Source organism: Geoglobus acetivorans (genome assembly GCF_039641995.1).
GTDB lineage: Archaea > Halobacteriota > Archaeoglobi > Archaeoglobales > Archaeoglobaceae > Geoglobus > Geoglobus acetivorans.
Genome location: NZ_CP087714.1, coordinates 1329775 through 1355429, shown reverse-complemented (window position 1 = coordinate 1355429; position 25655 = coordinate 1329775). Strand labels below are relative to the sequence as shown.

Annotated in this window: 27 protein-coding genes and 4 tRNA genes; 15 read left to right on the top strand and 16 right to left on the bottom strand. The window is 45.9% G+C overall.

Features of this window, described 5'->3' with window-relative positions; all coding sequences use genetic code 11:
• Positions 1-9 precede the first annotated feature (9 nt).
• On the top strand, positions 10-420 hold the full coding sequence (locus tag LPQ35_RS07940; RefSeq protein WP_193808494.1) for an archease: 411 nt from the start codon (positions 10-12) through the stop codon (positions 418-420).
• Here the strand turns inward: LPQ35_RS07940 and LPQ35_RS07935 are convergent.
• Positions 417-1595, bottom strand: a complete 1179-nt coding sequence (locus tag LPQ35_RS07935) for an argininosuccinate synthase (RefSeq protein ID WP_193808493.1) — start codon at positions 1593-1595, stop codon at positions 417-419. The two genes, LPQ35_RS07940 and LPQ35_RS07935, sit on opposite strands and share 4 nt — an antisense overlap.
• A gap of 82 nt (positions 1596-1677) precedes the next feature.
• Here LPQ35_RS07935 and LPQ35_RS07930 point away from each other — a divergent pair, with 82 nt between their 5' ends.
• Positions 1678-1884: an ArsR family transcriptional regulator gene (locus LPQ35_RS07930; RefSeq protein WP_193808492.1), complete on the top strand. Its 207-nt coding sequence runs from the start codon at positions 1678-1680 to the stop codon at positions 1882-1884.
• Positions 1881-2621 carry a BtpA/SgcQ family protein gene (locus tag LPQ35_RS07925; RefSeq protein ID WP_193808491.1) on the top strand — a complete coding sequence of 247 codons (741 nt, stop codon included), beginning with the start codon at positions 1881-1883 and terminating at the stop codon, positions 2619-2621. Before LPQ35_RS07930 ends, LPQ35_RS07925 begins: the two co-directional genes overlap by 4 nt.
• 3 nt (positions 2622-2624) lie before the next feature.
• Here the strand turns inward: LPQ35_RS07925 and tgt are convergent, their stop codons facing one another.
• Positions 2625-3815, bottom strand: coding sequence for a tRNA guanosine(34) transglycosylase Tgt (gene tgt, locus LPQ35_RS07920; RefSeq protein WP_346297612.1), 1191 nt, complete (start codon positions 3813-3815; stop codon positions 2625-2627).
• Between the two features lie 659 nt (positions 3816-4474).
• On the opposite strand from tgt, the gene LPQ35_RS07915 reads away from it, so the two are divergent.
• From LPQ35_RS07915 to LPQ35_RS07905, 3 genes are all read left to right on the top strand, one after another.
• Positions 4475-5137: a glutamine amidotransferase-related protein gene (locus LPQ35_RS07915; protein WP_193808489.1), complete on the top strand. Its 663-nt coding sequence runs from the start codon at positions 4475-4477 to the stop codon at positions 5135-5137.
• A gap of 37 nt (positions 5138-5174) precedes the next feature.
• Positions 5175-6122 carry a methenyltetrahydromethanopterin cyclohydrolase gene (gene mch, locus LPQ35_RS07910; RefSeq protein WP_193808526.1) on the top strand — a complete coding sequence of 316 codons (948 nt, stop codon included), beginning with the start codon at positions 5175-5177 and terminating at the stop codon, positions 6120-6122.
• Between the two features lie 169 nt (positions 6123-6291).
• A tRNA-Phe gene (locus tag LPQ35_RS07905) sits at positions 6292-6365 on the top strand.
• Between the two features lie 51 nt (positions 6366-6416).
• On the opposite strand, the gene LPQ35_RS07900 is transcribed toward LPQ35_RS07905, so the two are convergent.
• Positions 6417-7319 (bottom strand): IS481 family transposase, encoded by a 903-nt coding sequence (locus LPQ35_RS07900; protein WP_193808488.1) that lies wholly within the window; start codon positions 7317-7319, stop codon positions 6417-6419.
• Positions 7320-7586: 267 nt separating this feature from the next.
• Between LPQ35_RS07900 and LPQ35_RS07895 the strand changes: the two genes are divergently transcribed.
• The gene (locus LPQ35_RS07895) at positions 7587-8747 is read left to right on the top strand and encodes a CBS domain-containing protein (RefSeq protein WP_193808487.1); all 1161 of its coding nucleotides are present in this window, start codon (positions 7587-7589) and stop codon (positions 8745-8747) included.
• 510 nt (positions 8748-9257) lie between these two features.
• Positions 9258-9332, top strand: a tRNA-Ile gene (locus LPQ35_RS07890).
• A 168-nt stretch (positions 9333-9500) separates the two neighbouring features.
• Here the strand turns inward: LPQ35_RS07890 and LPQ35_RS07885 are convergent.
• The 4 genes from LPQ35_RS07885 to LPQ35_RS07870 form a co-directional block, all read right to left on the bottom strand.
• A complete protein-coding gene (locus LPQ35_RS07885) occupies positions 9501-10952 on the bottom strand; it encodes a menaquinone biosynthesis decarboxylase (RefSeq protein ID WP_193808486.1) in 1452 nt (483 codons plus the stop codon).
• Positions 10953-11067: 115 nt separating this feature from the next.
• The gene (rnhB, locus tag LPQ35_RS07880; RefSeq protein ID WP_193808485.1) at positions 11068-11703 is read right to left on the bottom strand and encodes a ribonuclease HII; all 636 of its coding nucleotides are present in this window, start codon (positions 11701-11703) and stop codon (positions 11068-11070) included.
• A gap of 94 nt (positions 11704-11797) precedes the next feature.
• Complete coding sequence (locus LPQ35_RS07875) at positions 11798-12544, bottom strand: hypothetical protein (RefSeq protein WP_193808484.1); 747 nt, start codon at positions 12542-12544, stop codon at positions 11798-11800.
• Positions 12545-12884: 340 nt separating this feature from the next.
• Positions 12885-14183 carry a signal recognition particle receptor subunit alpha gene (locus LPQ35_RS07870; protein ID WP_193808483.1) on the bottom strand — a complete coding sequence of 433 codons (1299 nt, stop codon included), beginning with the start codon at positions 14181-14183 and terminating at the stop codon, positions 12885-12887.
• A 39-nt stretch (positions 14184-14222) separates the two neighbouring features.
• Here LPQ35_RS07870 and LPQ35_RS07865 point away from each other — a divergent pair, with 39 nt between their 5' ends.
• On the top strand, positions 14223-15173 hold the full coding sequence (locus tag LPQ35_RS07865; RefSeq protein ID WP_193808482.1) for an MBL fold metallo-hydrolase: 951 nt from the start codon (positions 14223-14225) through the stop codon (positions 15171-15173).
• Here LPQ35_RS07865 and LPQ35_RS07860 read toward each other — a convergent pair.
• The 3 genes from LPQ35_RS07860 to LPQ35_RS07850 are packed head-to-tail and all read right to left on the bottom strand — an operon-like array spanning position 15121 to position 17467.
• Entirely contained in the window at positions 15121-15765 is a 645-nt protein-coding gene (locus LPQ35_RS07860; protein ID WP_193808481.1) for a hypothetical protein, read from the bottom strand. The two genes, LPQ35_RS07865 and LPQ35_RS07860, sit on opposite strands and share 53 nt — an antisense overlap.
• Complete coding sequence (locus LPQ35_RS07855) at positions 15762-16832, bottom strand: ATP-binding cassette domain-containing protein (RefSeq protein ID WP_346297611.1); 1071 nt, start codon at positions 16830-16832, stop codon at positions 15762-15764. The genes LPQ35_RS07860 and LPQ35_RS07855 overlap by 4 nt, the downstream gene beginning before the upstream one ends.
• A 23-nt stretch (positions 16833-16855) precedes the next feature.
• Positions 16856-17467 (bottom strand): biotin transporter BioY, encoded by a 612-nt coding sequence (locus LPQ35_RS07850; RefSeq protein WP_193808480.1) that lies wholly within the window; start codon positions 17465-17467, stop codon positions 16856-16858.
• 97 nt (positions 17468-17564) lie between these two features.
• On the opposite strand from LPQ35_RS07850, the gene LPQ35_RS07845 reads away from it, so the two are divergent.
• Both LPQ35_RS07845 and LPQ35_RS07840 read left to right on the top strand, forming a co-directional pair.
• Positions 17565-19895 (top strand): penicillin acylase family protein, encoded by a 2331-nt coding sequence (locus LPQ35_RS07845; RefSeq protein ID WP_193808479.1) that lies wholly within the window; start codon positions 17565-17567, stop codon positions 19893-19895.
• Complete coding sequence (locus LPQ35_RS07840) at positions 19892-20191, top strand: hypothetical protein (protein ID WP_193808478.1); 300 nt, start codon at positions 19892-19894, stop codon at positions 20189-20191. The genes LPQ35_RS07845 and LPQ35_RS07840 overlap by 4 nt, the downstream gene beginning before the upstream one ends.
• On the opposite strand, the gene LPQ35_RS07835 is transcribed toward LPQ35_RS07840, so the two are convergent.
• Positions 20182-20505 (bottom strand): hypothetical protein, encoded by a 324-nt coding sequence (locus LPQ35_RS07835; RefSeq protein ID WP_193808477.1) that lies wholly within the window; start codon positions 20503-20505, stop codon positions 20182-20184. The two genes, LPQ35_RS07840 and LPQ35_RS07835, sit on opposite strands and share 10 nt — an antisense overlap.
• An 86-nt stretch (positions 20506-20591) precedes the next feature.
• Between LPQ35_RS07835 and hisH the strand changes: the two genes are divergently transcribed.
• Together hisH and LPQ35_RS07825 are read left to right on the top strand one after the other, a co-directional pair.
• The gene (hisH, locus tag LPQ35_RS07830; protein ID WP_193808476.1) at positions 20592-21173 is read left to right on the top strand and encodes an imidazole glycerol phosphate synthase subunit HisH; all 582 of its coding nucleotides are present in this window, start codon (positions 20592-20594) and stop codon (positions 21171-21173) included.
• Positions 21174-21218: 45 nt separating this feature from the next.
• Positions 21219-21291, top strand: a tRNA-Met gene (locus LPQ35_RS07825).
• Between the two features lie 194 nt (positions 21292-21485).
• Here LPQ35_RS07825 and LPQ35_RS07820 read toward each other — a convergent pair.
• Together LPQ35_RS07820 and LPQ35_RS07815 are read right to left on the bottom strand one after the other, a co-directional pair.
• A complete protein-coding gene (locus LPQ35_RS07820; protein WP_193808475.1) occupies positions 21486-21620 on the bottom strand; it encodes a DUF2283 domain-containing protein in 135 nt (44 codons plus the stop codon).
• A 110-nt stretch (positions 21621-21730) separates the two neighbouring features.
• The gene (locus tag LPQ35_RS07815) at positions 21731-22456 is read right to left on the bottom strand and encodes a transglutaminase domain-containing protein (protein WP_193808474.1); all 726 of its coding nucleotides are present in this window, start codon (positions 22454-22456) and stop codon (positions 21731-21733) included.
• Positions 22457-22828: 372 nt separating this feature from the next.
• Between LPQ35_RS07815 and LPQ35_RS07810 the strand changes: the two genes are divergently transcribed.
• Positions 22829-23302 carry a hypothetical protein gene (locus LPQ35_RS07810; RefSeq protein ID WP_193808473.1) on the top strand — a complete coding sequence of 158 codons (474 nt, stop codon included), beginning with the start codon at positions 22829-22831 and terminating at the stop codon, positions 23300-23302.
• Between the two features lie 14 nt (positions 23303-23316).
• Here the strand turns inward: LPQ35_RS07810 and LPQ35_RS07805 are convergent, their stop codons facing one another.
• From LPQ35_RS07805 to LPQ35_RS07795, 3 genes are all read right to left on the bottom strand, one after another.
• Positions 23317-23763, bottom strand: coding sequence for a pyridoxamine 5'-phosphate oxidase family protein (locus tag LPQ35_RS07805; RefSeq protein ID WP_193808472.1), 447 nt, complete (start codon positions 23761-23763; stop codon positions 23317-23319).
• 4 nt (positions 23764-23767) lie between these two features.
• Positions 23768-24970 (bottom strand): DUF7530 family protein, encoded by a 1203-nt coding sequence (locus LPQ35_RS07800; RefSeq protein WP_193808471.1) that lies wholly within the window; start codon positions 24968-24970, stop codon positions 23768-23770.
• 123 nt (positions 24971-25093) lie between these two features.
• Positions 25094-25167, bottom strand: a tRNA-Thr gene (locus LPQ35_RS07795).
• Between the two features lie 98 nt (positions 25168-25265).
• On the opposite strand from LPQ35_RS07795, the gene LPQ35_RS07790 reads away from it, so the two are divergent.
• Positions 25266-25646, top strand: a complete 381-nt coding sequence (locus LPQ35_RS07790; protein WP_193808470.1) for a carbonic anhydrase — start codon at positions 25266-25268, stop codon at positions 25644-25646.
• Positions 25647-25655: the final 9 nt, after the last annotated feature.

Sequence of the window (25655 nt, the reverse complement as noted above, 5' to 3'; positions counted from 1 at the left end):
AGTACCAGTATGTACCGGTTCATCGACCACACCGCAGATACCGCATTTGAGATTGTAGCAGAGACGATCTCAGAGCTTCTGAGAGATGCATCTCTCGCTTTTTACGATGCCTTTGCCTATGTCGAAGAATTGAAGGCAGATACTATCAGGGAAGTCCATGTCCATGAGGATTCGGTGGACTACCTGCTGTACTCATGGCTCAATGAACTGCTGTACCTTTTCGACACCGAGAAATTTGCGGGGAAACTTGTAGAGGTGGAAGTCGAGGAGAGTGATGGATTTACAGCGAGAGGAGTTCTTAAAGGAGATATTCTCAGTCCGGAGAAGGTCAAAATGGAGCCAAAAGCCATAACGCTCCACAATTTCACTGTTGAAAAAAGAAAAGATGCCTGGTATGCTTTCGTCGTTGTTGATATCTAATTTCTCCTGTTTTTCACAACCCGGTAAAACACTCTCCCCTGAAGACCGTGAAACATAGAGAAACCCTCTGCGAGTGACTGATCCACGACAATGGAGTCAAAGGACGTTAGTTCCTCGTCATACAGTGAATACTCCGAATCTCTCGCTACGGGCATAACATATCCATCTCCGAGCTTCAGTTTCACCCAGCCGGTAACCCTCTCCTGAGTTTTGTCTATGAAGGCGTTGAGAGCGTGGAAGAGAGGATCGTTTACCAAACCGTAGTAAACAAGTTCCGCCCACTCCTCCTCCACGAATCTCTTAAATTTCAGCTCTCTTCTGCTCAAAACCAGCTTTTCGAGATCTCTATGTGCGGTGATGAGGATTGTGGCCGCGGGATGCTCGTAATTTTCCCTCGCCTTGAGACCAAGAACCCTGTCCTCCATCATGTCAGTCCGGCCAATCCTGTGCTTTCCTCCGATTTCATTGAGCGCCATAATCAGCTCTATCCCATTCATTTTCTTACCGTTGAGAGCTACCGGTATTCCCTTTTCAAACTCTATAGTTATTATCTCTTCTTCCGTTTTACCGCCCTTAGTCCACTCGTATATTTCGTCAGGGGGAACATAGGATGGGTCCTCAAGCTTCCCACCCTCTATACTCCTGCTCCAGATGTTCTCATCAATGCTCCAGGGCTTGTCCTTCGTTACGGGAATGTCGATACCATGCTCATTCGCATACTCTATCTCCCACTCCCGTGTAAGGTTAAGCTCTCTCATAGGAGCTATGACCTTGAACCCGTGCTGAAGGAAAATGTTATCGAACCTGAGCTGATCATTTCCCTTTCCGGTAGCTCCGTGAGCCACAGCATCTGCATTCTCCTTTTTCGCAACCTCAGCAACCTTTTCAGCAATTATCGGCCTTGCGAGTGCAGTACCAAGCACATAACCCTCATAGTCTCCGTTGGCCTTTACAAGCTGAAAAACGGCATTTACGAACTCCTCCTTGGCATCCACGGTGTAATGTCTGTCAGCGTATCTCTTACCCCTCTCCTCAGCCCTCCTGACTTCACTCTCTGGCTGGCCCACATCAACCGTAACCGTGATCACCTCAGCAAAACCGTAGCGCTCTTTAAGCAGAGGAATGCAAACGGTGGTGTCAAGGCCACCTGAATAACACAGCACAACCTTGCTCATGTTATGCAGAAGGCACACAGATTTAAATCAGTTTCCTTATCATTCTGACAAAATTTATATCCAAGCATACCAATTTAGCAGTATGGCAGAGGATATGAACAGGGCAATTTTGAAAGCCCTTGCCGAACTCGGCAAACCTGCAAAAGCCAAGGAGATAGCAGAAAAGCTTGGAGTTCCCACTTCGAAGGTGTCCTGCAGACTTGCACCACTAAGAAAAAAGGGTCTGCTTGATTCCCCTGAAAAAGGCGTTTACGTGATAACTGAAGAAGGAGAAAAGTTCTTAGAATGATAATTGGAGTACTTCATTTAAAACCCCTGCCGGGATCACCGCGCTACAGCAATTTTAGCGAGGTTATTGAGCATGCGGTCAGAAGCGCAAGGAGGCTCGAAGAAGGAGGGGTTTCTGCGATTCTCGTGGAGAACTACGGAGATTCTCCATATCTCAAAGAAGTCGGAAAAGAGACTGTGGCATGCATGACTGCCGTGATAAAAGAAATCCAGAGAGAGACCCACATACCCGTAGGCGTAAATGTGCTGAGAAACGACGCTATCGCATCCTGCGCAATTGCAAAGGCTGTTGGGGCAGAGTTCATAAGGGTGAACCAGGCAGCATTTCCATCGGCAGCACCGGAGGGTTTCCTCGAGCCTGCAGCAGCCACGCTCGCAAGATACATGCGAATGATTGATCTGAAGGCAGAGGTTTATGCGGACATAAACGTGAAACATGCAGTGCATTTTGCGGCCATTGAGGACTATCTCGAAAACATCGAAAGGACATTTGCGGATGCGCTCATTGTAACCGGAAAGAAGACGGGCATGGCTCCTGACCTAACTGAACTGAAAGAGATTAAAGAGTCAGTTAACATTCCGGTCTTTGCTGGAAGCGGCGTCAATCCATCAAATATTGCTCGGTTTGCAGAGTACGCTGATGGATTTATTGTCGGCAGCTACTTTAAAGCAGGAGATGAGATATCCGTTGAAAAAGTGGAGAAGCTCTGCAGGCTGGCCAGATCTTTAAAAAGATAGGAATCAGGCACCAAGCCATGTTTTTTTAAGCTCAAAAAACCTGCCTAAAACGATGCTCTCTCTAATTTCTCGCATAAGCTTCACCATAAAATAAACGTTGTGGTATGACGCAAGTCTGAAAAACGTTAATTCGTTGGCCTTGAAAAGGTGTCGCAGATATGCTCTCGAGTGGTTCTGACACACAAAACAATCACACCACTCGTCGAGAGGTCTGTCATCAAGCCTGAACTCACTCCTTTTGATGTGCACCCTGAACTTGTTTCTTCTGTTTCCTCCGCTGAAAGGGGATACGAAAAGAACTCCTCTCCTTGCCCACCTTGTCGGAGTTACACAGTCAAATGTATCAACCCCGCGCTCCACACCCTCGAAAATATCTTCCACACCTCCAATGCCGAGAAGATGGACAGGTTTCTCTCTGTCAAGCAGTGGAATGACCCACTCGAGAATGTTGAGCATGTCTCTCTTGCTCTTCCCAAGTGAGCCACCGATGCCGAAACCGTCAAAGGGCAGAGAGTTTATGAACCTGGCAGATTTTTCCCTCAAATCCCTGTACTCCCCACCCTGAACTATACCAAATATTTTCTGCTTTCGGTCATAAGCCTCAAGGCACCTCAGTGCCCACTTGTGGGTTCTCTCAAGGGCCTTTTTTGTGTAATCGTAGTTTGAAAGGGGAGACGTGCATTCGTCGAAGGCAAATATGATGTCACTGCCAAGATTGGACTGTATCCTCATGCTGATTTCCGGAGTGAATCTCGCCTTCCTGCTGTAAAGTGGGTCCCTGAACGTAACACCGTCATCATCCACGAACGCCCACCTTTCGCCCCTGTATTCTGCTGATTTCAAACCTTCGAGGAAGATGTTGTCGGCAATCTTTCCAACTCCATGCTCCATCCCAAAACCGAGAGAGAACGCCTGAAAACCTCCGGAGTCAGTCATAACAATACCATCATAGTTCATGAATCTGTGAATACCACCGTACTGCCTGATGAGCTCATCACCTGGCTTCATGTGCAGATGGTACGTGTTCGATATCACCGCCTGGACTCCCATTTCCCTCAGATCCCTCACATCCAGCCCCCTGACGCTTGCAAGAGTTGCCACCGGGACGAATGCGGGCGTATCAAGCCTCTTTCCATTTATTTTCAGAACGGCCCTTCTTGCCATCCCATCCTCTGCGATTATAGTGAATTTCACAGAGGTGCATTCTGGAAAAGTGGTCATTAAGTTTTTGTTGGGCATTCCGATAAAAAAGAAGAATCCTGAGCAAACGTAATGCGAAAGAGAGCTTAAAACTGCAGAGACCCTGAACATAATATAGACTCTGAAGCATACAGATGCCGAAAAACCTTATATTCTACATCCATTTGAATATCCATGCAGACAACAAATTTGGAGACGTCGAATAAAACTGAAAACAGGGGTGAGGCCATAATGGACAGAAACAGAATTTATAGATTGCTGAAAGGGATTTTCAGGGTTCAGAGCGGTTTTACCCTGATTAGGATCTGGTCTCTAAACAGAGTATACCCAAGAAAAACAAATATACATCTGTTTGACTTGATTGGCAAAATGATACAGAGAAGGTGAGCAGGCTGTCACAGCCATAGTACTCTGTTCGATGTCGCCCATTTTGGCGCACCCCATACCTAACAGAATAGCATGTGTTCAATTTTTCAGTCACCTTCGGAGTTTTGTCCACACAACTCAATATGCATTTCAGAGCCTGTAAATCTATGAACTGCCCCCCACTGACTGCACAGTGACGAAGATAAGCATTCCAAATTCAATCTAACCCCCACGAGTGTAATCTTTTCGGGAGTACATTTATATTTGGGCTGCCGATAAATCAGACCATGAAAATTCTCGCCATAAAAAATCACAGGGCAGAGGGCCTCGGATACATCGAGGAACTTTTCAGGGAGAAGGGTGTCGAATATGAGTACTGCGAAGCCTGGAATGGGGAGAGAAAAGTCGATGGAGATGGATATATAATCCTTGGGGGACCGATGGGAGTTTATGAGGCTGAAAAGTACCCGTTCCTGAAATGGGAAATGGATCTAATAGCCAAGAACTATGATAAAAAGCCAATTCTTGGAGTGTGTCTCGGATCCCAGCTTATTGCTGGCTCTTTTGGAAAGAGAGTATACCCCTACAGGAAGGAGATAGGGTGGTTCTGGATTGATAAAGTCCGTGAAGACGAGCTTTTCAGAGGTTTTCCAGAAAAGCTGGAAGTATTCCAGTGGCATGGAGACACGTTTGACATACCAGACAACGCAACAATGCTTTTCAGTGGAAAAGAAGTTCCAAACCAGGGCTTCAGAATTGGAGAAGCTGTGGGAATACAGTTCCACATCGAAATGACGCTGGAATTAATTGAGAAATGGGTTAAAACAACGGAAGGTGTGCCAGAGAGTATAATCGAAGAAAGTAAGGAAAGAATCGAAGAGCACAACAGGCTGTGCGAGATTATGGTAGACAATCTCATCAACTATCTCGAAAAAAAGCACAAGGTTTAAACATTAAAAATGCGAGAGATGAAAAGAGGTGGTAGAATTGATAAGCGTAAATGAGCTGGCTCTGAACATAGTTGAAGACATGCTTGATTTTGAGGAAGAGCTTAGAATTGAGTCAAAGAAGCTTGAAAACGGTGCCACGGTCATAGACTGCGGTGTGAATGTACCCGGCAGCTATGAAGCCGGAATAATGTACACTGAAATCTGCATGGGAGGTCTCGCCAAGATCGACATAGTTGTGGACTATGTGAACGACATACCGTTTGCGTTCATTACCGAGTATACAGACCATCCCGCAGTTGCATGCCTCGGAAGCCAGAAGGCAGGATGGGCCATTAGCGTTGACAAGTACTTCGCCATGGGAAGTGGCCCTGCAAGGGCTCTGGCACTGAAACCGAAGAAGACTTACGAGCTGATTGACTACAAAGACGATGCCAGCTATGCAGTCATAGCACTTGAGGCGAACAAACTGCCAGATGAAAAGGTCATGGAACACATAGCAAAGGAGTGCGATGTGGACCCAGAAGACCTCTATGCGGTTGTTGCACCAACAGCAAGCATCGTCGGCAGCGTTCAGATTTCAGGCAGAATCGTCGAGACCGGAATATACAAGATGGCGGAAATCGGATACGATCCAAAGAAAATACTCTATGGGGCAGGAAAATGTCCCATAGCACCAATCCTGGAAAATGACCTCAAAGCGATGGGGGCCACAAACGATAGCATGCTGTATTACGGAAGCGTGTATCTGACTGTGACAGAATACGATGAGATACTGAAAAACGTCCCGAGCAACACGAGCAGAGACTACGGCAAGCCATTTTATGAAATATTCAAGGATGCAAACTACGATTTCTACAAGATAGACCCGCACCTTTTCGCCCCTGCTCAGATTGTCATCAATGACAAATCTACTGGAAAAACATACGTGCACGGAAAGCTGAACTCAGAAGTTCTGCTGAAGAGCTATCAGATAGTCACAGAATAAACCACAATTTCAAATTTTTTCTTTTGAAAGTCAAAATAAATCGAGATTTGCGGCATATTCCAACTCCAATTCCGCCATCTTGTAGGTGTTTTATCCAATCGCCATGCTCTAAACGAGAGCGATTCTACCAAAAATTAAAAATACCCTTCGTGTGTATGATAGAATACACGCCCGGGTAGCTCAGCTTGGGAGAGCGTGCGGCTGAAGACCGCATAGTCGCCGGTTCAAATCCGGCTCCGGGCACTATTTATTCTGGTTCGATTCCCTCCAACACTGTAGTATCCTGAAATAATTTCACTCCTCAATCAACCACCTCCTGCTAAACTCGAACACCCTTTCGGCAGGCAACTTTCTCAGAAACGCCTGATAAGGAGTCTCAAGCTCATCAAAATTCAGGCTCATGTGAGGCTTCACGTGATTGTACCAGTAAACAAACTCCTCAACAGAATTAAACAAGCTTAGCTTCTGCTCCATCAGGCCAAAGAACCTCTCTATCTTCCCGTTGGTTTGAGGGTGGTTTACTCTGGCAACGATGTGCCTTATTCCATTCTCCTTCAGGAATTCTTTAAACCTGTGCCTGGCCTTCTTTCTGCTTTTTGCAGCAACAAATTGGGTTCCGTGATCGGTAAGAATCTCATCTGGAATGCCATATTCAGCGAATCCCTTTCTCAGAACTCTGACTGTGTTCTCAGTTGTTGCAGAATCAAAAACACCGTGGCAGGTTATGAAGCGAGAAGCATCATCCATGAAGGCTATTATCCACTCCTCTCCAAGCATTTTCCAGTCTCCCTGCCACAGACTCATGGAATGAGTTCTTTCAAATCGAACCCATTTCCTCCTCTTCTTCTTGTTCATGTTCTCAACCACGAGGTTGTGTTTCAGCATGATTCTGTATATGGTGTTGTGGGGGATGTGGATGCTGTGATCTCTTTCTATCAGCTTTTCCAGTGGAACTGGACTTAGTTTGTACTTTTGGTAGGCTTGCAGGATAATCTGCTCTGTTTCTTTGGGTATTAGCTTTGGTTTCCTTCCCGGTTGTTTTAGTTCAGGAATTTCTCCTGTTTCTTTGTACTGCTTCTTGATCTGGTAAATTCTTCTTGGTGTTATTCTCATCACAGCCGCTATTTCCTTTACTGGAGTTCCCTTGTTGAGCTGCTTGATGATCCATTTGATTTTCTTGTTAGTTAGTTTTCTCACAAGAGTTGGGTTTAGGGTTGTGAAATAATTTTGGGATACTACAGATTCCCTCCAACACCATTTTGCTGAAGTACTGAGTTTTCGTGGTGTTCAGAGTGGCATCATGACGACTTCCAGAGATGTGTTCGTCTTTATAGGCTTTGAAGCAAATTCGGCAAATCCTTAACAAATTTCAAGGATCGAGAATTAAAATAATACAAAATAGATAATAAATAGTTAAATTTTTATACTTCATAATACATACAGAAACATACGAGGAGGAACATCATGAATGACGAAAGCCTTTTGGAGATTATTACAGACGACTACAGCATTATTAATGCAGATGAGACGATTTCAAAGGCAATTTCACTACTGGCCGAATCAGAACACGAAAGACCCATGCTTGTCGAGAAGAATGGGGAGATCATAGGAGCCATAAGAGAGAAAGACCTTATCAGAGGGAGCCTGATGACGAACCCTGACGAAACAAAAATTGGAAGATTTACCGCAAAAACTGGAATAGTTCGTCTTGGCGAACTGACTCCGGAAAAATTGGCAAGAAGATTTATAGAGGATTCCACGCCATTTGTTCCTGTAAAACTTAACGGAGAAATAGGAATAATACGTATTAATGATTTCCTGGAAAGTATAAAGGACGTATTTGAAGACGCTGAAATCCAGAGTGTTATGAGTCCAGAAGTCATCACCGTTAAAACAAGCGATGGTGCATCAAAAGCCTTGGCAATCATGAGGAATCATGGCATAAGCAGAGTTGTTGTGGTTAATAGAGAAAACAAGGTTACCGGGATCATCACCGGTAAAGATATAATAGACCGGGTGGTTTCTCTCAAAAAAGACGAGGGACTCGGACATTTAAGCATGAAGGAAAGGGAGAAAGCGCTTTCCATACCGGTAGATAGTATAATGAGTCGACCAGTTGTAACAGTCAATAAAAACGACAGGGTTATCAAAGCTATTAATCTGATGATCGAAAAGAATGTTTCGAGCCTCGTGGTCATGGAAAACGACGTGGCAGGGGGAATTGTCGTTAAGAAGGACTTTCTAGAATATTACCTAAAGATGACGACCTCAAAAGAACAGAATGTACAGATTATCTCCAAAGGCATAACCCTGAGAAGCTCTGAAGTGGAGGGACTCCTGAATGATCTGGAGAGATTCCTAAGGAAGTTCGAAGATTCTCTCGGGACGGCGCATCTATTCATATATGTAAAAAAGCTCAAGAAGTATTACAGAGACTTGCCCCTCATCTACGTGAGAATGAGGCTCAGGAGCGATCAGGGGGACTTCTTTGTTACGAGTGAATCCTGGGGCGTGGAATTTGCGATCCATACTGCCCTCAACAAATTAGAAAGGCTGGTCGTAAAAGATAAAGAGCTTGTACTCGATAGGAGGATCGTGCAGAAAATTTACGAAGAGGATGTTTGACCGTAAAGCGTCAATTTCTCAGAAAAAACATACAGCAATAAAGAAAAACAACCTGCCAGACATATCAACTGAAGACACACGCAAACAGCATGTAACAAGTAATGGGGGGACATTGCTGGTAGCTTTCACCACCAGCAACGAGTGCTTACCACTCTCAGTCAAACTTCGAGATTTAAAAACCCTTAGGCTCTAAACCCTTGGGCTTTTAGTCTTGGAAGTTTGACCTTCGTCCCCAGTATATCTTGGTTTTCATACTATATAATCCTTTTGATTAATGTGATTACAGTTTGGAGGAATCCTGCAAAAGTGTATCAAAACCATTATGACTGCTCAAACCGAATTTCAACCTTCCATTACTGTCATACGCACTATTAAACCGGCAATCACAGACTGTACAATCCGAGGCGTGCACCACCATGATCTCCTACAATATCAGCCCGAAAAACCACTTGTTAAATTCGAAGCACCCAAAACCCTTATAAACAAATCTACTCAGTATCGTTAAGCCGAGGGCCCGTAGCTTAGCCAGGTCAGAGCGCCCGGCTCATAACCGGGCGGTCGAGGGTTCAAATCCCTCCGGGCCCATACCTTAAAAGATGCTAATGGATAGCGTACCCACCTGAAAACATAAGGATGCAGTTTTCAAAGAGTAGCTGAAGAATACTTCCTGCACTGGGCCTTAGCGTGTTCTGAGGCAATGTTAGAGAAACGGGAAAAATATTGGGCAAAAGTCAGCTATTGCCCTCTCACTACTCAGAAAATCATCCTCTTTATCTCATCCCAGTACCCATCCACCCTCTTCTTGGTCTCCTCATCCATCTCAACAACGTCCGGCCACTCCCTCTCGTAGCCCTCTTCTCTCCACTTCTTCGTTGCATCAATGCCCAGCTTTCCTCCAAGGTTTGGTTTGTATGAGGCATGATCAAGGCTGTCGAGGGGTGAGTCCGGGATTACCACAACATCTCTCGCAGGATCGAACCTGCTTGTGACAGCCCACATCACCTCATTCATGTCGTGCACGTTCACGTCCTCATCCACAACTATCACGACCTTAGTCAGGCTGAGCATCCCCGTGCCCCATATCGAGAACATGACCTTCCTCGCATGTCCCGGATAGCGCTTCTTTATGGATACTACGGCCAGATTGTGGAATGTGGCCGATACTGGCAGATTTATGTCCACAATTTCAGGGTGAATCATCCTTATCATGGGCAGGAATATCCTCTCCGTGGCTTTGCCGAGCCAGGCATCCTCCATAGGGGGCTTTCCGACGATGGTGGCGTGGTAAATCGGATTCTCGCGGTGGGTTATGCATTCCACGTGAAACACGGGATATGGCTCTGCTGGCGTGTAGTAGCCGGTGTGATCGCCGAAAGGTCCCTCCACTCTGAACTCATCCAGCTTCACGTAGCCTTCAAGCACAATCTCGGCAGTAGCAGGTACCTGCAAATCCACTGTCTCACAGTCCACCATCTTCAGCCTCTTCTTTCTGATGAAGCCAGCGAGCATGAACTCACTCATGTTCTCCGGCAGTGGTGCGGTTGAGGCGTAGAGAGTGGCTGGATCAACGCCAATTGCAACCGCAACCTCTAACCTGTCCACTCCCATCTCCTTCAGCTTTTTGTAGTGCAGGGCTCCGTGCTTGTGGATCTGCCAGTGCATTCCCGTTGTTCTTTCATCAAAAACCTGCATCCTGTACATTCCCGCATTGAGCACACCAGTTTCAGGGTCCCTGGTTATTACAACCGGGAACGTTATGAACCTCCCGCCGTCCTGGGGCCAGCACTTCAGAATCGGGAATTTCAGCAGGTTGGGGTTACGATCTACAACCTCCTTCACCGGCCCGCTCCTCACCTTCTTCGGTATGAAGCTCACCAGGTCTTTTGCCGAGGATAGTGCCCTGAGGCCATCGAGAACCGACTCGGGCTTCATTCTCGCAAGCTCCACAAGCTTTTCTCCAATGCTCTCGAGCCTTTCAGTCTCAAGGGCGAGCCTGATGCGCTTCTCGCTGGCAAATGCATTTATCAAAACGGGGATGTCGTAGCCCTTCGGGTTTTCAAAGAGCAGAGCCTTCCCGTTCTGCTTGACTGCTCTGTCCGCAATCTCGGTGATTTCAAGCTCAACGCTAACCTCCCTGCTTATCCTCGCCAGCTCGCCCTCCTGCTCGAGTCTGGCAATGAATTCCCTGAGGTCTTCGTAGGCCATGGTTGAGTTTTAAGTCAGTTCAGTTAAAAAACTTGCCACAGGACGAAAGGCTTAGCCAAGTTTTACAAGTTTTTAAAACTAACACACCAGCATGCCAGATCAGCAGAGAATTGGATCAGAACTCAGACAGGCTCTTCTGCTTCAAACCCTGCATCATCCTGTCAACGGTCTTCCATTTCCTTCGAACTATATCCGGAACCTCGCCGTTTTTCAGTCTCTCCTCCAGCCACTTCCTTGTTCTCTCGTCTGAGGCATACCCGCTCCCGAAATCGCCATATTCCTCCTTCAACTTTTCAACCATTTCATCTCTCAGGCACTTGGCGATGATTGAAGCCGCGGCAACAACAGGCTCTTCTTCGCCATAATGCTTGGCAACAACCCTCTTCCCGGTCAGTCGTTCAAGCTCTTTCGCAAGCCTTTCTGGTTTTACATCAAAGCTGTCCACAAAGACCATGTCAGGATTGAGCCTTGAAATGATTCTGGCACAGGTTTCCTTCAGAATTTCATTTATCGTCTTCTCCTCCATCATCCTGTCAAGTTCTGAGGGTTGAATAACTACTGTCTCCCAGTTCACGAGTTTTTTCAGCTCCTCAGCAATCTCCCTTCTCCTCTTCGGCGTGAGCTTCTTTGAATCCCTGACTCCTATCTCGGATAGCCTTTTCAGGGATTCTTCATCACATGCAACGCCGCAAACCACAAGTGGACCGATAACCGGGCCCTTTCCTGCCTCATCAATTCCTGCGATTTTCATTCCAATGACATCAAAATTCCAAGTTTGATAAAGATTATTCATTCTTCCAGTCGACAGGAAGGAAAAGTAACATTGAATCGCGTCTCCCCGACTGTTATTCCGAAATACTCAAAATTTTTTCCATCTCTGCTCCATATGACAGACCCACGAGAACAAATACAGCAAGAGACCCGACTTCCATCAAATCATACATCAAATGATTTCCGAAAGCCTCGAATACAACTCCAATAAAAAACATCAGAAACGATGCGGCGACCCCAATAAACACATTAATTGTATGGGCGGGGACGATTATCCTTCCCTCTTTTATCATGGCATTGTACTTCATTAATCTTAAGAGAATGTATACGAATGTCGGGAAAAACCCTATGTACAGGATCTCAGAAATCTTTACGATAAAATGCCCAATATCAGGACTGTTGCTCAAAGTATGACTTATAATCGCAAAAACTGAAACATACAATAGAGTAATTCCAAACTTACCGTAAAAAACTGAGCTGTCCAGCAGCTGTGTTTTTTCACTTTCTTTCCAAATTGAAATGGAAAGCGGAATCAAAAATGCGATTATTATTATCCCGATGACCAGAGTAAATATGTTGTGCACGATCTCCAAATTTCCAGGATGTATACCCAAATGTTCGGAAAATAGCTCAAAGCCCTCCATAACACTAATCAAAGTGACGATAAATGCAAATATCGCAAAATACCGACTGAACTTAAGCCAAGAGGCATAAATATTTTTAAAGTTTTCTTTTTCTGTTCCAATAATATATATCGGGATGGCCGAGGATATGATACCCGCGATTCCGATAGCCGCCATGAGTATATTAAACGCCGGCATATCTGTTTCTTTAATACGAAGGCTTTTATTTATAAAATTTTTGAGTAATAACTGCCGAGTATTGCCAACACAGGCTCGGGATAACATGAACGAAAATAACCAGAATTGCCCACGGTAAATAAATCTCAAACCAGAATAACCTTTGAGACTCTCGCCAATGGTTTAACGGACTTGGTGATTGGACTGAACCCATCCCCAGACAAAGTCCCCCTCAGAATTCTGCAAGTTCATCCCAGATCGCTATGCCCAGTAACAGGCACAGTACCTATAATCGCCCTGGCAACCATTTCTGATTTGGTCCTTTCGTTTAAAAAGTGTTGGTTATACCTAAAAAAGAACATCAGAACCCCATCTTCAGCCCCTTTATCGGCAGCCTGCCCTTCTTCATCCTCTTCATCAGGCTCTTCATGGTGTTGTAGTACTTCAGCAGCTCCTTGACCTCCTGCGGAGACGTTCCGCTGCCGATGGCTATTCTCCTAATTCTCGAACCGTCTATTATCTTGGGGTTGAGAAGCTCCTCCTCAGTCATCGAGTCCATTATCACCCTGAACCTCTTCATCTTCTCCTGGGTCATCTCCAGCGCGTCATCATCCACCTTCATTGACATGCCCAGCGGGAGCATTTCAAAGACCTTCCTTATCGGCCCCATCTTGTTCATCGCCTCAATCTGCTTGTAAACGTCCTTCAGCGTGAATTCACCCTTGAGGAACTTCTCCGGATCGAGTTCCTCCTCCTGAGTGATCCGCTCTATCTTCTCCAGCAGCGCCTTTATGTCCCCCATCCCGAGCAGTCTCGAGATGAAACCAGCAGGATCGAAGCGATCCAGGTCGTCAACCCTCTCTCCAGAGCCTATGAAGGCAATGGGTATCTGAATCTGCCTTGCTGCAGATAAAGCACCTCCACCCTTGGCGGTTCCGTCGAACTTGGTGATCACAATACCATCAATGCCTATTGCATCGTGGAACGCCTGCGCCTGTTTTGAGGCGAGCTGACCTATTGCAGCGTCTAGCACCAGAAACTTGTAGTCCGGCTTCGCAACCTTCTCGATCTCGACCATCTCTTTTATCAGCTCATCCTCAAGCGCGTGTCTTCCTGCGGTGTCGATAATTATCATGTCGTAGTCTTTCAGCTCCTCAAGCCCTCTTTTTACAATCTTTACCGCATCCTTCTCTCCCTTCTCACCGTAAAAGCCGACGCCGATACTCTCAGCCAGCTGCTTGAGCTGATCGTAGGCTGCGGGCCTCCATGTGTCTGCGGCTATGACAGCAGTCTTCATCCCCCTGTCCTTGAAGTACTTGGCGAGCTTTGCGGTGGTTGTTGTCTTACCGCTCCCCTGAAGACCGACGAGCATTATTCTGGCCTTCTCGAGAGGTATCTCGAGGCCATCTCCAACCCCCTTAAGCAGCTCTTCATAAACGATCTTGATTATGTGCTCCCTCGGGTTCAGGCTCTTCAGGGGCTCATCGCTCAGAGCCCTCTTCTTGATGGCGTCGGTTATCTCCTTAACCTGCCTCACGTTAACATCGGCCCTGATCAGAGCCCTCTGAATGTCCTTAACAACCTCATCAACGAGATGTTTATCAATTGAGGATGATCTTGCGATTTTTCGAACAACATCTTTCAGAGTGTCGAGAGCCATGGAGTAAGTTTAATAAGTCAAATTATAAACTTTCCTTTCATGGAAATCAGATTTGCAAAAATTTTCAGCCCTTATCCCGTAGGAGACACCAACGTGTACATAATAAACCACGAAATCGTTGTTGATGCAGGAATTAACCTCCCCATATCCATCAATGATCTCAAAAATGAACTCGAAAAATCGGATATGGACTTTGAGAGTTCCAAGCTCATACTCACGCACCCCCATGTTGACCATTTTGGTTCCGCCTATATGTTCAAAAACGTGTATGCTCACGAAATCGCCTGTGAGAGGATCCATGATGCTGAAAAAAGTTATTTTGAGCTCATATATCATCACTTTGGAGAGGAAGGAATGCCGTTAGAGGTATCCAGGAAAATGAAGGAAAACGCCCTCAAGGAGTATTCAAAACTGATACGCCCGTGCAAAAATTGCTCCAAAGTGGGAAAAAAGATCAGGGCTGGAGATGATGAATTCGAAGTGATTCACATTCCAGGTCATTCGTTCTCCCATATTGCGCTGTACAACGAGGAACATGGCATCCTCTTCTCAGGAGATACCCTGCTCAACGGCATCACCCCAAATCCGGTCATAGAGCCTGACGGCAGGTATAAAAGAAAGCCGGTTCTCCAGCATTACCTACGGACGCTCGGATACCTTTACGGGCTTGAAATAGAGAAAGTTTTCCCAGGTCACAGAAAACACATAGAAAACCACAGAGAACTCATCTCAGAATACCTTAACGGATTTGAGAGAAGAAGCATCGAAATCTTCAAGCTCTGTAAGGGAAAAACTGCTTACGAAATAGCGGTGGAGCATTTCAGGAGGAAAGATCAGCTTTTCTTGGCAATGTCAGAAGTCATAGCCCATCTGGACTTTCTGCACGATAAAGGGTTCGTTGAAAAAACAGATGGAGCATACACTGCAAGAGGCGAAGTCAGAGAACTTGAAGAACTGTGGAAAGAAGTAAAAGCAGAGATACTGCAGTGAGGACAGAGTCTTTCCCGGTCGGTTTCCTTAATTCTCCTACAGGGTTGTAAGCGAAATTTTTCGAGTAAAGCGCTTCGGATAGCGAAATCGAACGCAGAACTGAGGTAGATACGAAAGCCTTCATCACCTTACTGTATTTTGCAAATCCGGAATCATCAACTGCCCAGAAAATCTCAGCAAGGTCCTTTGCCAGAAGAGGTAACGACGCGAGAGCGAGCTGTATGAGAGACACGTATTTCTGCGGGATCCTCAACCAGAGAAGTGCCCCGGCAACTTCAGAAATTCTGGAAGAGTAGACTATCGCCCCGGTTGACAGTATCCCGGCAAATGCAAGTGAAGACCTGACCGCATAACCCATATTGAAGAACAGTCCGGAAAGCAAAATAAGGGCAATAAACGGAGAAAAAGACAGAACCAGTCTGAGATTTCTCGCCCCAGAAAAAAGTGCGGAAACCGCAATAACTGCAAAGGACACATAAAGGCTGAAACCGGAAAGATATATGGAGATGGAGAGCATTACTGATGACGTGAGTGCTGTTCTGCCCTCCAGATCTCCCTCACTTAAGGCAAGGTTCAGATTCTGCAGAATCATAGCCTGACGACCCCGTCACAGCATTTTGCAAGGTTTTCATCATGGGTCGCTATCACGGCAGTCTTCCCATATTTTCTCAGCAGATGAATCAGTTTCATCCGGAATGACATGTCCTGTCCTGCCGTAGGTTCATCAAGAAGCAGGATGTCGTGTTTGAACGCCCTTGCAATACTTACGCGTTTGGCCTGACCATAGCTCAGAGCGTGTGGGTGTCTGTCTTTCAGCCCCTCAAGACCGAAATCTCTTAGAAATCTTTCATCACCCACTTCCCGGGCAACTGTTCTTTCAGTCAGGTGATAATTCGGGTTCTGAAGAACCATTCCAAAATCCATTTTCGCTTTTTTCATCTCCCCTGCCAGCCTTTTCAGCATTGTTGTTTTCCCCGATCCATTATCACCGGTTACAGCAATAATTTCGCCTTTTCTCAGTCTCAGCGAACCGTCAAAGATTGCCTCACCAGTTTCTGCCGGAACATCAGGATAGACCACTTTGTCAGCACCCAGGTCTATGTGCTGGGGAAACAACTCCCGGAACTCGACCCTGTGATCTGAAATCACAGCAAAGAGGTCTTCAATTATCTTGACAAGGTTTTTGACGTTCCTTGTGCTTAAATGGGCAAAGGGTTCATCCATGAGAAGGACTTTCTTCATAGAGAGGATTGCAGAGAGTATTTCCACGATCTGCAGTTCGCCTGTCGAGAGAGAGTGTGTTGTCCTGCCAAGCAGATGTCCGATGCCCACCTCCTCAGCAAGAGCCTCAGCATCCTTTTTTGCATCCCGATATTTCACGCCACCCTGTACTGCTGGAAATACCAGTTCATCAATCACTTTCAGGGACGTTATCTGCTCGTAGGGATTCTGCATAACCAGGTACGCTACCCTGGCACTGGGTTTTTCCCCCAGAACCTTCACCTTACCCCTGAATACCCCTGCATAAAAATCGGGAATTAGGCCATTGAAAGTCCTGAGCAGCGTGCTTTTCCCCTTCCCCGTACCTCCAGAAATGAAGCAGCTTTCATCTATCCTTCCTGCAACACCAGCAAGCCCTTTCTGCCCGCTGGGATACACGTATTCCTCAATCTGGAACTCAATCAGATTCGAACACCCCTCTGCCTCATCAGTTCTCTAACATACCTGAAGACAACAACTGCAAGCAAATGGTCAACAAGCATGTCCTGTGGGATATAGATCAGAACGGTTGCAGCGAATATCACGAACGGGAAGGATATGGCAGGAATACCAAATCTCTCAACAGCACTCTGGGCCCATTCCGAAAGACCGGCACTTCCAAGAGCAAATTTGTAGAAGACAGCGAAACCAAGAAGGTATGCCGGTAAAGCTGCCACGAACGTGGATATCCATAGAAGGATCGGCCTGTCCCCAAATCTCCTGCCGAATATGCCTGCCAGGCTCGCAGAGAAGACGAAACCGAACAAATATCCCGCAGTGTATCCCATGAGAACACCGGGACCTCCACCACCTGCCCCAAAAGGAAGTCCAACGGCGATCATCCCGAGATAGATGATGACAGCCATTGCTCCGTAATAAGGTCCGAGCAGGAATCCCGAAAGCATTATGGCGAAATTCTGCATGGTATACGGTACTGGACCTATCTTAAAGCTCAATTGAGCAGACAACGCAATAATCGCTGCCATGATCACTGCCATCGACACCTTCGTCAGATTTTCCGCTCTGTCAACCATGTTTCAGAGGAGGTTAACGTGGTTTTTTAACAGTTGCCATTTTAATTTTCATTATTAATCCGAAAAATATATTTATTTGGCATTTAAATTACATACTATGAGACTGCGACCCCTCAGAAGAGGAGAATTTTTCTCCCTTCTATCTGTAGCGATTTTGCTGATACTGATCTCACCAATGTACGATTACATGAATCTTTTTGCGCCATTTGGACAGTTCTGGAAGTTCCACGAGGTCGATAAAATAGAACTCTCAACCCCGTATGGCAAAGCAGTAATCGAATACGATGAGTATGGTGTGCCTCACATTACAGCCGATAACCTTGAAAGCCTTTTTTATGCTACAGGATATGCTCAGGCCAAGGATAGGCTCTTTCAGATGGATTTACAGCGTAGACTGATGAAAGGCCAGCTTTCGGAGGTTTTTGGAGAGTCTTTAAACGAAACTGACGAATTTTACATCAAAATGGACTTCGAGGGTGCGGCCAGGGCAACCTGGGAATACTTCAAAAATAGCGAATACGCTCCACTTCTGCAGGCCTACTGTGACGGTGTGAACAAATACATTGAAGATGGGGAACTCCAGCCAGAATTCAAGCTCCTCGGATATACTCCAAAGCCATGGACCCCAGTAGATACATTTCTCGTAAACAAGCTGATAGCATGGGGTTTAACAGGAGATTTCTGGGACCTGAAAAGAGCAGTGATCCTCAAAAACCTCCCTGATGCTGAAGAACTTTATCCAGACTACCTCAACCACACCTACCAGATAATATACAGCGATATACCAAACATAAACAAAAGTCTCGTTGACTGGCTCAGCAACTTCGAAAAAGACGATTCGGCGGGTTCAAACAACTGGCTTGTCTCCGGCAAATACACGAAGAACGGGAAGCCCATGCTCTCCAACGACCCCCACCTGTCGCTGCGTGTTCCGCCTGTGTGGTACATGATGCACCTGAAAGCTGGCGACTTCGAAGTCCAGGGTGTCACTTTCCCCGGAATCCCGGTAATAGTCATTGGACAGAACAAGTACATATCATGGGGCGTTACGAATGTGGGTGCTGACGTTATTGACTTCTACACCTACAAGTTTGATGGGGATAAATACCTCTACAAGGGAGAATGGAGAGAAGTCAGTAAGGAAGTAAAAACCCTGAAGATGCTAACAGACGAAGGCATCAAGGAGAAAAAGATCGTGGTTGAAAAAACCGTCCACGGACCACTGATCGAAAAATACGGTACCAAAGTTGCGGTGGCATGGACAGGACTGAGCGCAACCACAGAACTCAGAGCAATCTTCAAGCTGAATAAAGCCAGAAACGTTCAGGAAGCAATAGATGCGCTGAAATGGTTTTACGTTCCAGCCCAGAATTTTGTGATAATCGACAGGGAAGGCCATACTGCATACTATCCGGCAGGAAAGTACCCGATCAGATACACAGACGGAAAAGAAGTTCCAGGAAATGTTATTTTCAACGGAAGCAGAGGTGAAGGCGAATGGGTGGGATTTACACCATACGGAATCTCAAGCTGGGAGGGGTTTGTACCATTTGAAGAGATCCCGCACCTCATAGACCCGGATTACGTTGCCACAGCAAACCAGAGACCCGTCCTGAACTTCAAACATTACATAGGAGATAGCGGGTATTTTGCAGACCCATACAGAGGGATGAGAATTTATGAGATGCTTAAAGAGAAGACGAAAGACGGAAGGAAGCTCACAGTCCAAGACTTCATCGACATGCAGAAAGACGTCTATTCCAAGCCCGCAGAGTTCTTCGTGAACGACATCAGGAAAAACTTTGACAGAATTCCGTTCTCAGATAGAGCAAAAGAATATGCAGAAGAACTGCTCAACTGGGATTACAGGATGACGTATGACTCCAAAGCGGCACTGATATTCTCGCTTTTCATAGATGAATTCATGAACGAGACCTTCCACGACGAATTCAGCTCGGCAGGGCTTGACGAAAGCTACTATCCCAAACTGTGGGTTCTGCAAAACCTGCCTGAAAACAGCAAATGGTTTGACGACATAAACACTGAAAAGACCGAGAACAGATACGACATTATTGCAAGAGCCATGGACAAAGTTGCCGAGAAAATCGAGGAGAAGGGATGGACAAGATACGGCGACATAAACAGATTCATAGCCGTTCACCCATTCTATCCGAAGGTTGCTTTCATGAACTATCCAATTATGGAAATGAACGGCTCAAAATACACCGTTTACAATTTCAGATACGATTACAGGCCAGACCAGGCAGGAAGCAGCTGGAGAATGATCACAACGTTCGACGATGCTAAGGGCATAATGTATGGGATCATTCCGGGTGGAAATTCTGGAAACTACTTCTCCAAGCACTACCACGACCTGCTTGAAATGTGGAAGGAGTGCAGATACATAGAGATGGAGGTGGGAGAATGAACCTCGGATTTCCAATATTTATTATCGGTGTTATGATCTCGGCATTCCACTGGATCGGGATAGTTATCGCCGGAGCAGGACTGTCACTCTACGGAAATTCAATAAAGTCCAAGGTACTGTATGGAGCATTTGGCGGATTGCTCGTATGGCTGGCTTTCGTTGCTTACCTATCCTCTGAAGGCATTTTCGAAAAAGCCACACAGACGGGTCAGCTGTTCGCACTGAGTATATTTTTCGCAGTGGTGATAGGAGCCGTTTCGGGCCTCATAACTGCCTTCAAAATAGATCAGAGGTGAAAGTCCCTCTCTCCCCTCAGTGCAAGAGCAATATTTGCCTTTAGAGTTATTTCAAAATAATTTTTATCCGGCTCCAGAACTGCGAATCTCTTTGGTACCGGCACGGCAATAAATTCTGAGGAATCTACCCCATTGTTGCTGACATAAATATCAACGAACTCTCTATCATCTCTGTGAAGCAGAAGATAGACGTTTTCGCGGCCCCTGACCATCTCCATGAGCTGATCAATGCTGTACTTTTCGAAGACTCTGCAGCAGACTTTATTTACCTCGGATTCAATACTGCCTGAAATCTCATCGTCGAGAGAGATCATTCCATCACCTGTTGTGCATACAGATATTTATCTCTTACGAGTTTTCACTGAGAAATATTTAAAGCCTGAAAAAACCCATTAAAATTGTGATTGCAATAATAAATTACGGCGCAGGCAATCTGAGAAGTATCAGTAAGGCTCTTGAAAAAGCAGGTGCTGTTGTGAAGATTACCTCCGAACTTGAGGAAATCGAATCCGCTGATGCGGTCGTACTTCCCGGTGTTGGGGCTTTTGAGACCGCCATCAATAACCTGCAGAACATCTCTGACCACATCAAGGACTCCAAGGTTCCTGTCCTAGGGATCTGCCTCGGAATGCAGCTTTTTGCCACCTACAGCGAGGAGGGCGGGCTGCACAGGGGGCTTGACGTGATTGAAGGCAGGGTTGTCAGGTTCCCGAAGGATTCAGGAAAAATACCCCACATGGGGTGGAATGAGATAGAACCCGGGGACCATCCGATCTTTGAGGGAATAGAGAGCCGCTACTTTTACTTCGTCCACTCGTACTATTTCAAAACAAAGGCGGAAAACGTAATAGCCTGGACAGAATATGGTATAAAATTTCCTTCGGCAGTGGCAAAGGGCAATTTCATAGGCCTCCAGTTCCATCCCGAAAAAAGCGGTAAAAATGGTCTGAAGGTTCTTGAAAACTTCATATCTATGATTTAACCCGCCAAAAATTTTAATAATCCTTTCCCAAATGCAGGTTCACAGGCCGAGGTAGCCTAGCTGGCGGGGCGCCTGACTCATAATCAGGAGGTCGGGGGTTCAAATCCCCCCCTCGGCAGTTGTTATTCTGGTTCAGTTTATCACATAACCACGTCCGAAAATCTGTGGGACCACAAATCCCATTTCTCAAAACCAGCCTGTTCAGCGCTATTACAAACATGCAGCTGTGATGAGCTAACCAACCTGCCCTGCAGATTTGATAAACCTCAGTATCTCAGGAACAACAGACTTTCTGGCCTCCCATCCCAGATCTCAATACCATATGATTTCTCCTTTTTCATTCAGCTCAACAAACACATCTTCGCCTATCTCATCCATGTCCATGACTTCTTCATCCTTTATTGAAATGCAAAAGATGTCAGCCTCAGGGTCACACCTGACCTTCATACCTTCACCCACCTGCCTTTTCCATCCTTTCTCCGGCATGAGTGGTGAATTCAATCATGATTTCACCCGGTCAATTGTTCTTCACGAACAAAAAACACAATCAGCATACTCTATCCTGTCACAATCTCCCATCTCTTTTCTGCCGGATAAATAATCAGATACACTCTTTCAAACGATGGCTTTCCTCCGATGTGTTCACATCCCAGGTCCAGACTGAGCCAGTAGCCACCTTTTGAATCATGCGTATAGTATATTCTGTCCTGAAAGGTTTCCGATAACCCCGCAAGGATTTGCTTCGCCTCCTCTTCAGTTCCTACAAACACCTCCGGACAGGCTCTGCAGATTCCATCATTCACATCACACCCAAATACAATCCTTGTTCTGAATCCCGCAGCCTCAAGCAGAGATGCCATAACCACAGAGTAGTCGAGCGATCCGCCTCTAAGCCCCCTTTCAATAATTTCCGGTGCAGACGATACCCGACCAAAGTTCTCGGATTCCTCCACGTACGTCCAGTTGGATGCCACGTAAGAGTAAATGGCCTGCACAGCCATCATGTCCTGACCTCCTTCCCCAGCATCCTGAACGATCCGCCGTGCAAGAGACATCACAACAGGGTCATGCGAACTCACCCCTGCATTCAGATCGGCTGTTAGCGACTCGATTTCACTCACCTCTGTCGGAAATTCGTATCTCTCCTTTACCTCTGGAGGCATGGGTATCAGAGCCTCCCCACCACCCACCGAACTGTGCAGATCAGAGGAAGCACACCCCGGGCTGAGCACAGAGGGGATGACGAGGACAAGGCACACCAAGACCATTTTTTCCGACATCATAGCAGACACAAATAATAGCTTAAAAAGAAGTGTTTATATGATTTGTGTTTCTGAATTTCATTAAGCTTAGCCATTATAACAATCTAAAAACTATGTTGGCCATGTGCCAGAACCGGATATGGCACTAAAAAGGCATTCTCCCACAGAAAACAGCATTCGACCTCCAACAACAAATGACAGCCCTAATGTTTCCGCTCCAGATCACGCAGGTGTAAGACATCTCCAGAGCCTGGACGACAGGAAAGCAAATGCTCGCACATTGTGAAACACCGCACAGCCTGCCAGAAACGCACTGATAAAAAACCACAGTAGAGAGATTAAAAAATAGCAGGGAAAAAGATAAATATTTTGGTAAGGACAGTTAATTTTGTTATGTCCAGAGAAGATAGCACCGTCATAAATGAAGAGGTGCTGATCCGCCTGCTTGAGAAAGCCATAAGCATGGAAGAGGCAAACATAAACATACTGTTAAAGCTGTTCGTGGCAGAAGACGATGAAAGCGGGAGAAAAAAGCTATATGAGCTTTTGAGGGACTCCGAATACCACAAAGTCAGGCTTATGGAGTGTCTCAGAACAATAAAAGGCGGCGAAGAAGCTGAGCCTGTAAAATTCAAGCAGTATGAATTTGAAGACATGCTTTACGCTGAAAAAGCCGCAATTTTGAGAAAAGTGGTGCTGGTACTCCGGGATTTCCACACCTATCTCCTGGAAGATGTTGAGCACGCAGTGGCTGAGGGCACAATAAATGGCTCTGTTGCAGAAAGAGTGACCTCTTGTCTTGAAACAATACTGAAAGGTAAGCAACGTCACATGGGAATCGTCAGAGAAATCTGGAGATCCTACTGATCCAGGGATTCGGATCAGTCGTGAAGTCTGATGTTCATAAACCGTGGTCCCTTCCAGTAGCTCAGTCTCTTCATTTCTATCCTAACCAGAACGTCATCATCTCCATGAACCGGTTCAACAAACTCAGCATACTTCTCTCTAAAAAGATTGTAGACAGTTATCAAAGAACCATAATCCTGAGATTTGAACTGATCCGGCAGATAGAGTCTTGCGATGCCGGAGATCATGACCCCCTCATTGTTAAAGGGATCATTTTCATCCCTTACATCAATTACGAGAGAGACACGCCGATCACTGGCAATATTTCTGATTTTTCTTGATCCAAAAGTCGACATGAAATACACGCCATCCCTCTGATCGTACACAAAGAAAACAGGAGTTATGTGGGGATATGTTGCCCTCGTGCAGAGATATCCAAAGTACGTTGTGTTAAGCAGAGACCTTACCTCATACGGGATCATGTTATCACAACCCAATCCTTATTTTTCTGGCACCTCTCCAGTAAATAACCCTCTCAGGCTCGACCTCAATAGGGATTCTGGTGAGGAAAGGCGTAAGCTTCCAGGCTTCAGGAAGTTCACTGTAGCTTTCCCTGTATTTTGAGAGATACACCGAGTACTTCTTCCTCGTTAAATAGAAAAGCTTTAAAATTTTTGGAAGGTTGAATAAAGCCCTCCAGATATAGTACGGTTTTGCTTTCCCCGATATCATCACGGCCCTGTTATTGAAAAAGTCTCTCGAATCCCTGACGTCGACAACCACCGTGATGGTATTGTCTTTCTCAATCAGGCGAAGTTTCTTGCTTTTCCTCGAGGTGAAAAAGTATATGCTTCTGCCATCGAAGACCTGCACAACAGGAGTGACATGCGGGTAGTAATCTCCATTATGCCCCACATACGCAAATTTTGCCTCTTCCAGCAGCTTCATTATGTCCGGAGGAAGCCACGGAACCATCCTGATGAGCCAGACCGAAGCAGATGAGAGCAGGAAAATCACCAGAAAGTAAGCCAGAACGGCAGAAGCCAGAAGTTTGTCCGGAGAGAGGACAGGATAGAGCATGAGAGACGTGAATGCGTAGGCAATTCCCCTCCTGTCAATACTCTCCATTGCTTTCAGATCATAGAGAAGGACGTGTTCAAGCTCCTTCCTCCTTTTTGAGAGTTTGAAGAGCCTGTATGACCTGAAAAGGCTCAAAGAAAAAACCCATATACCAATTCCTGCGCGGTAAACCACATCCCACGCAAGAATAAGGGCGAATAGTATCACAATCCAGTTTTCAAGGTGATAGAATTCAAGTAATGCTTTATGGGTGAAAATCCTGTAAAGAAAAGGAATAAAGATCAGTATGCCCGTGAAAAGCTCAGGTCTCCTTCTGCTGAAAAGCAGCTGTTTGTACTCCTCAATCACAACATTCTCTGCCTCACTCATTGACGGTCTGAAAGACCTTATCGACGGTGCAACGATAAGGGTCAGTCTGCTCCAGACAACAACAACCAGGATCGCCAGAGATCCCATCAGCAGAGAGACCAGCGGCAATTTTGCCAGTATTGCTATGAGAATACCTGCGGCAAGCATTAAGAGGAGCTGCACGAGCACCACATTTCTATCACTTATGAGAGAGAATGGTGGGATTTTTTCAATGATGAGCTCGTAAACCCATTTCTCCATGCTTTCACCTGTATGTCAGACGTCTCTTACGAACTCATTCATGTAACAAGTATTTAAATGGTTCTAAATTGACCCAATCAGAAATAGGGAGCCGCCAATACCCTCATCTGAAAAAATCCAGAGAGCCGCCGGCGGGATTCGAACCCGCGGCCTGGTGATTACAAGTCACCCGCTCTGACCAGCTGAGCTACGGCGGCAGCAATCCACTGTCCAATAAATTGAATTTAAGCATTGCGGTGCCTGCTGGAACCCGTGACGAGGCAAGATTTAAATTGGCAATTAACAGAGCCCGAACATGAAATTTGGCTGTGCCGTGAACTGTATCGATGGAAGAGCGCAGATTCCGGTTATAGAGTGGATGAAGGAAAACTTTGAAGTGGATTTTGCTGACATGATCACCGAACCGGGAATCGTGAAGCTATTTGAGGATGAAAAAAGTCTCAAAAAACTCATCGAAAAAATAAAAATCTCCGTTGAAAAACACGGATCCAGTTCGATCGCAGTTGTGGCGCATCACGACTGTGCCGGAAACCCGGTAGAAAAAGGGAGGCAGATTGAACAGCTAAAAACTGCTGTTGAAAAGCTGAGAAAGCATTTCGAAAATGCGAGAATAGCGGGATTGTGGGTCAATGAGAAACTCGAAGTTGAAGTTGTTTTCCAGTCCAGACCACCATGAAATGGTGTG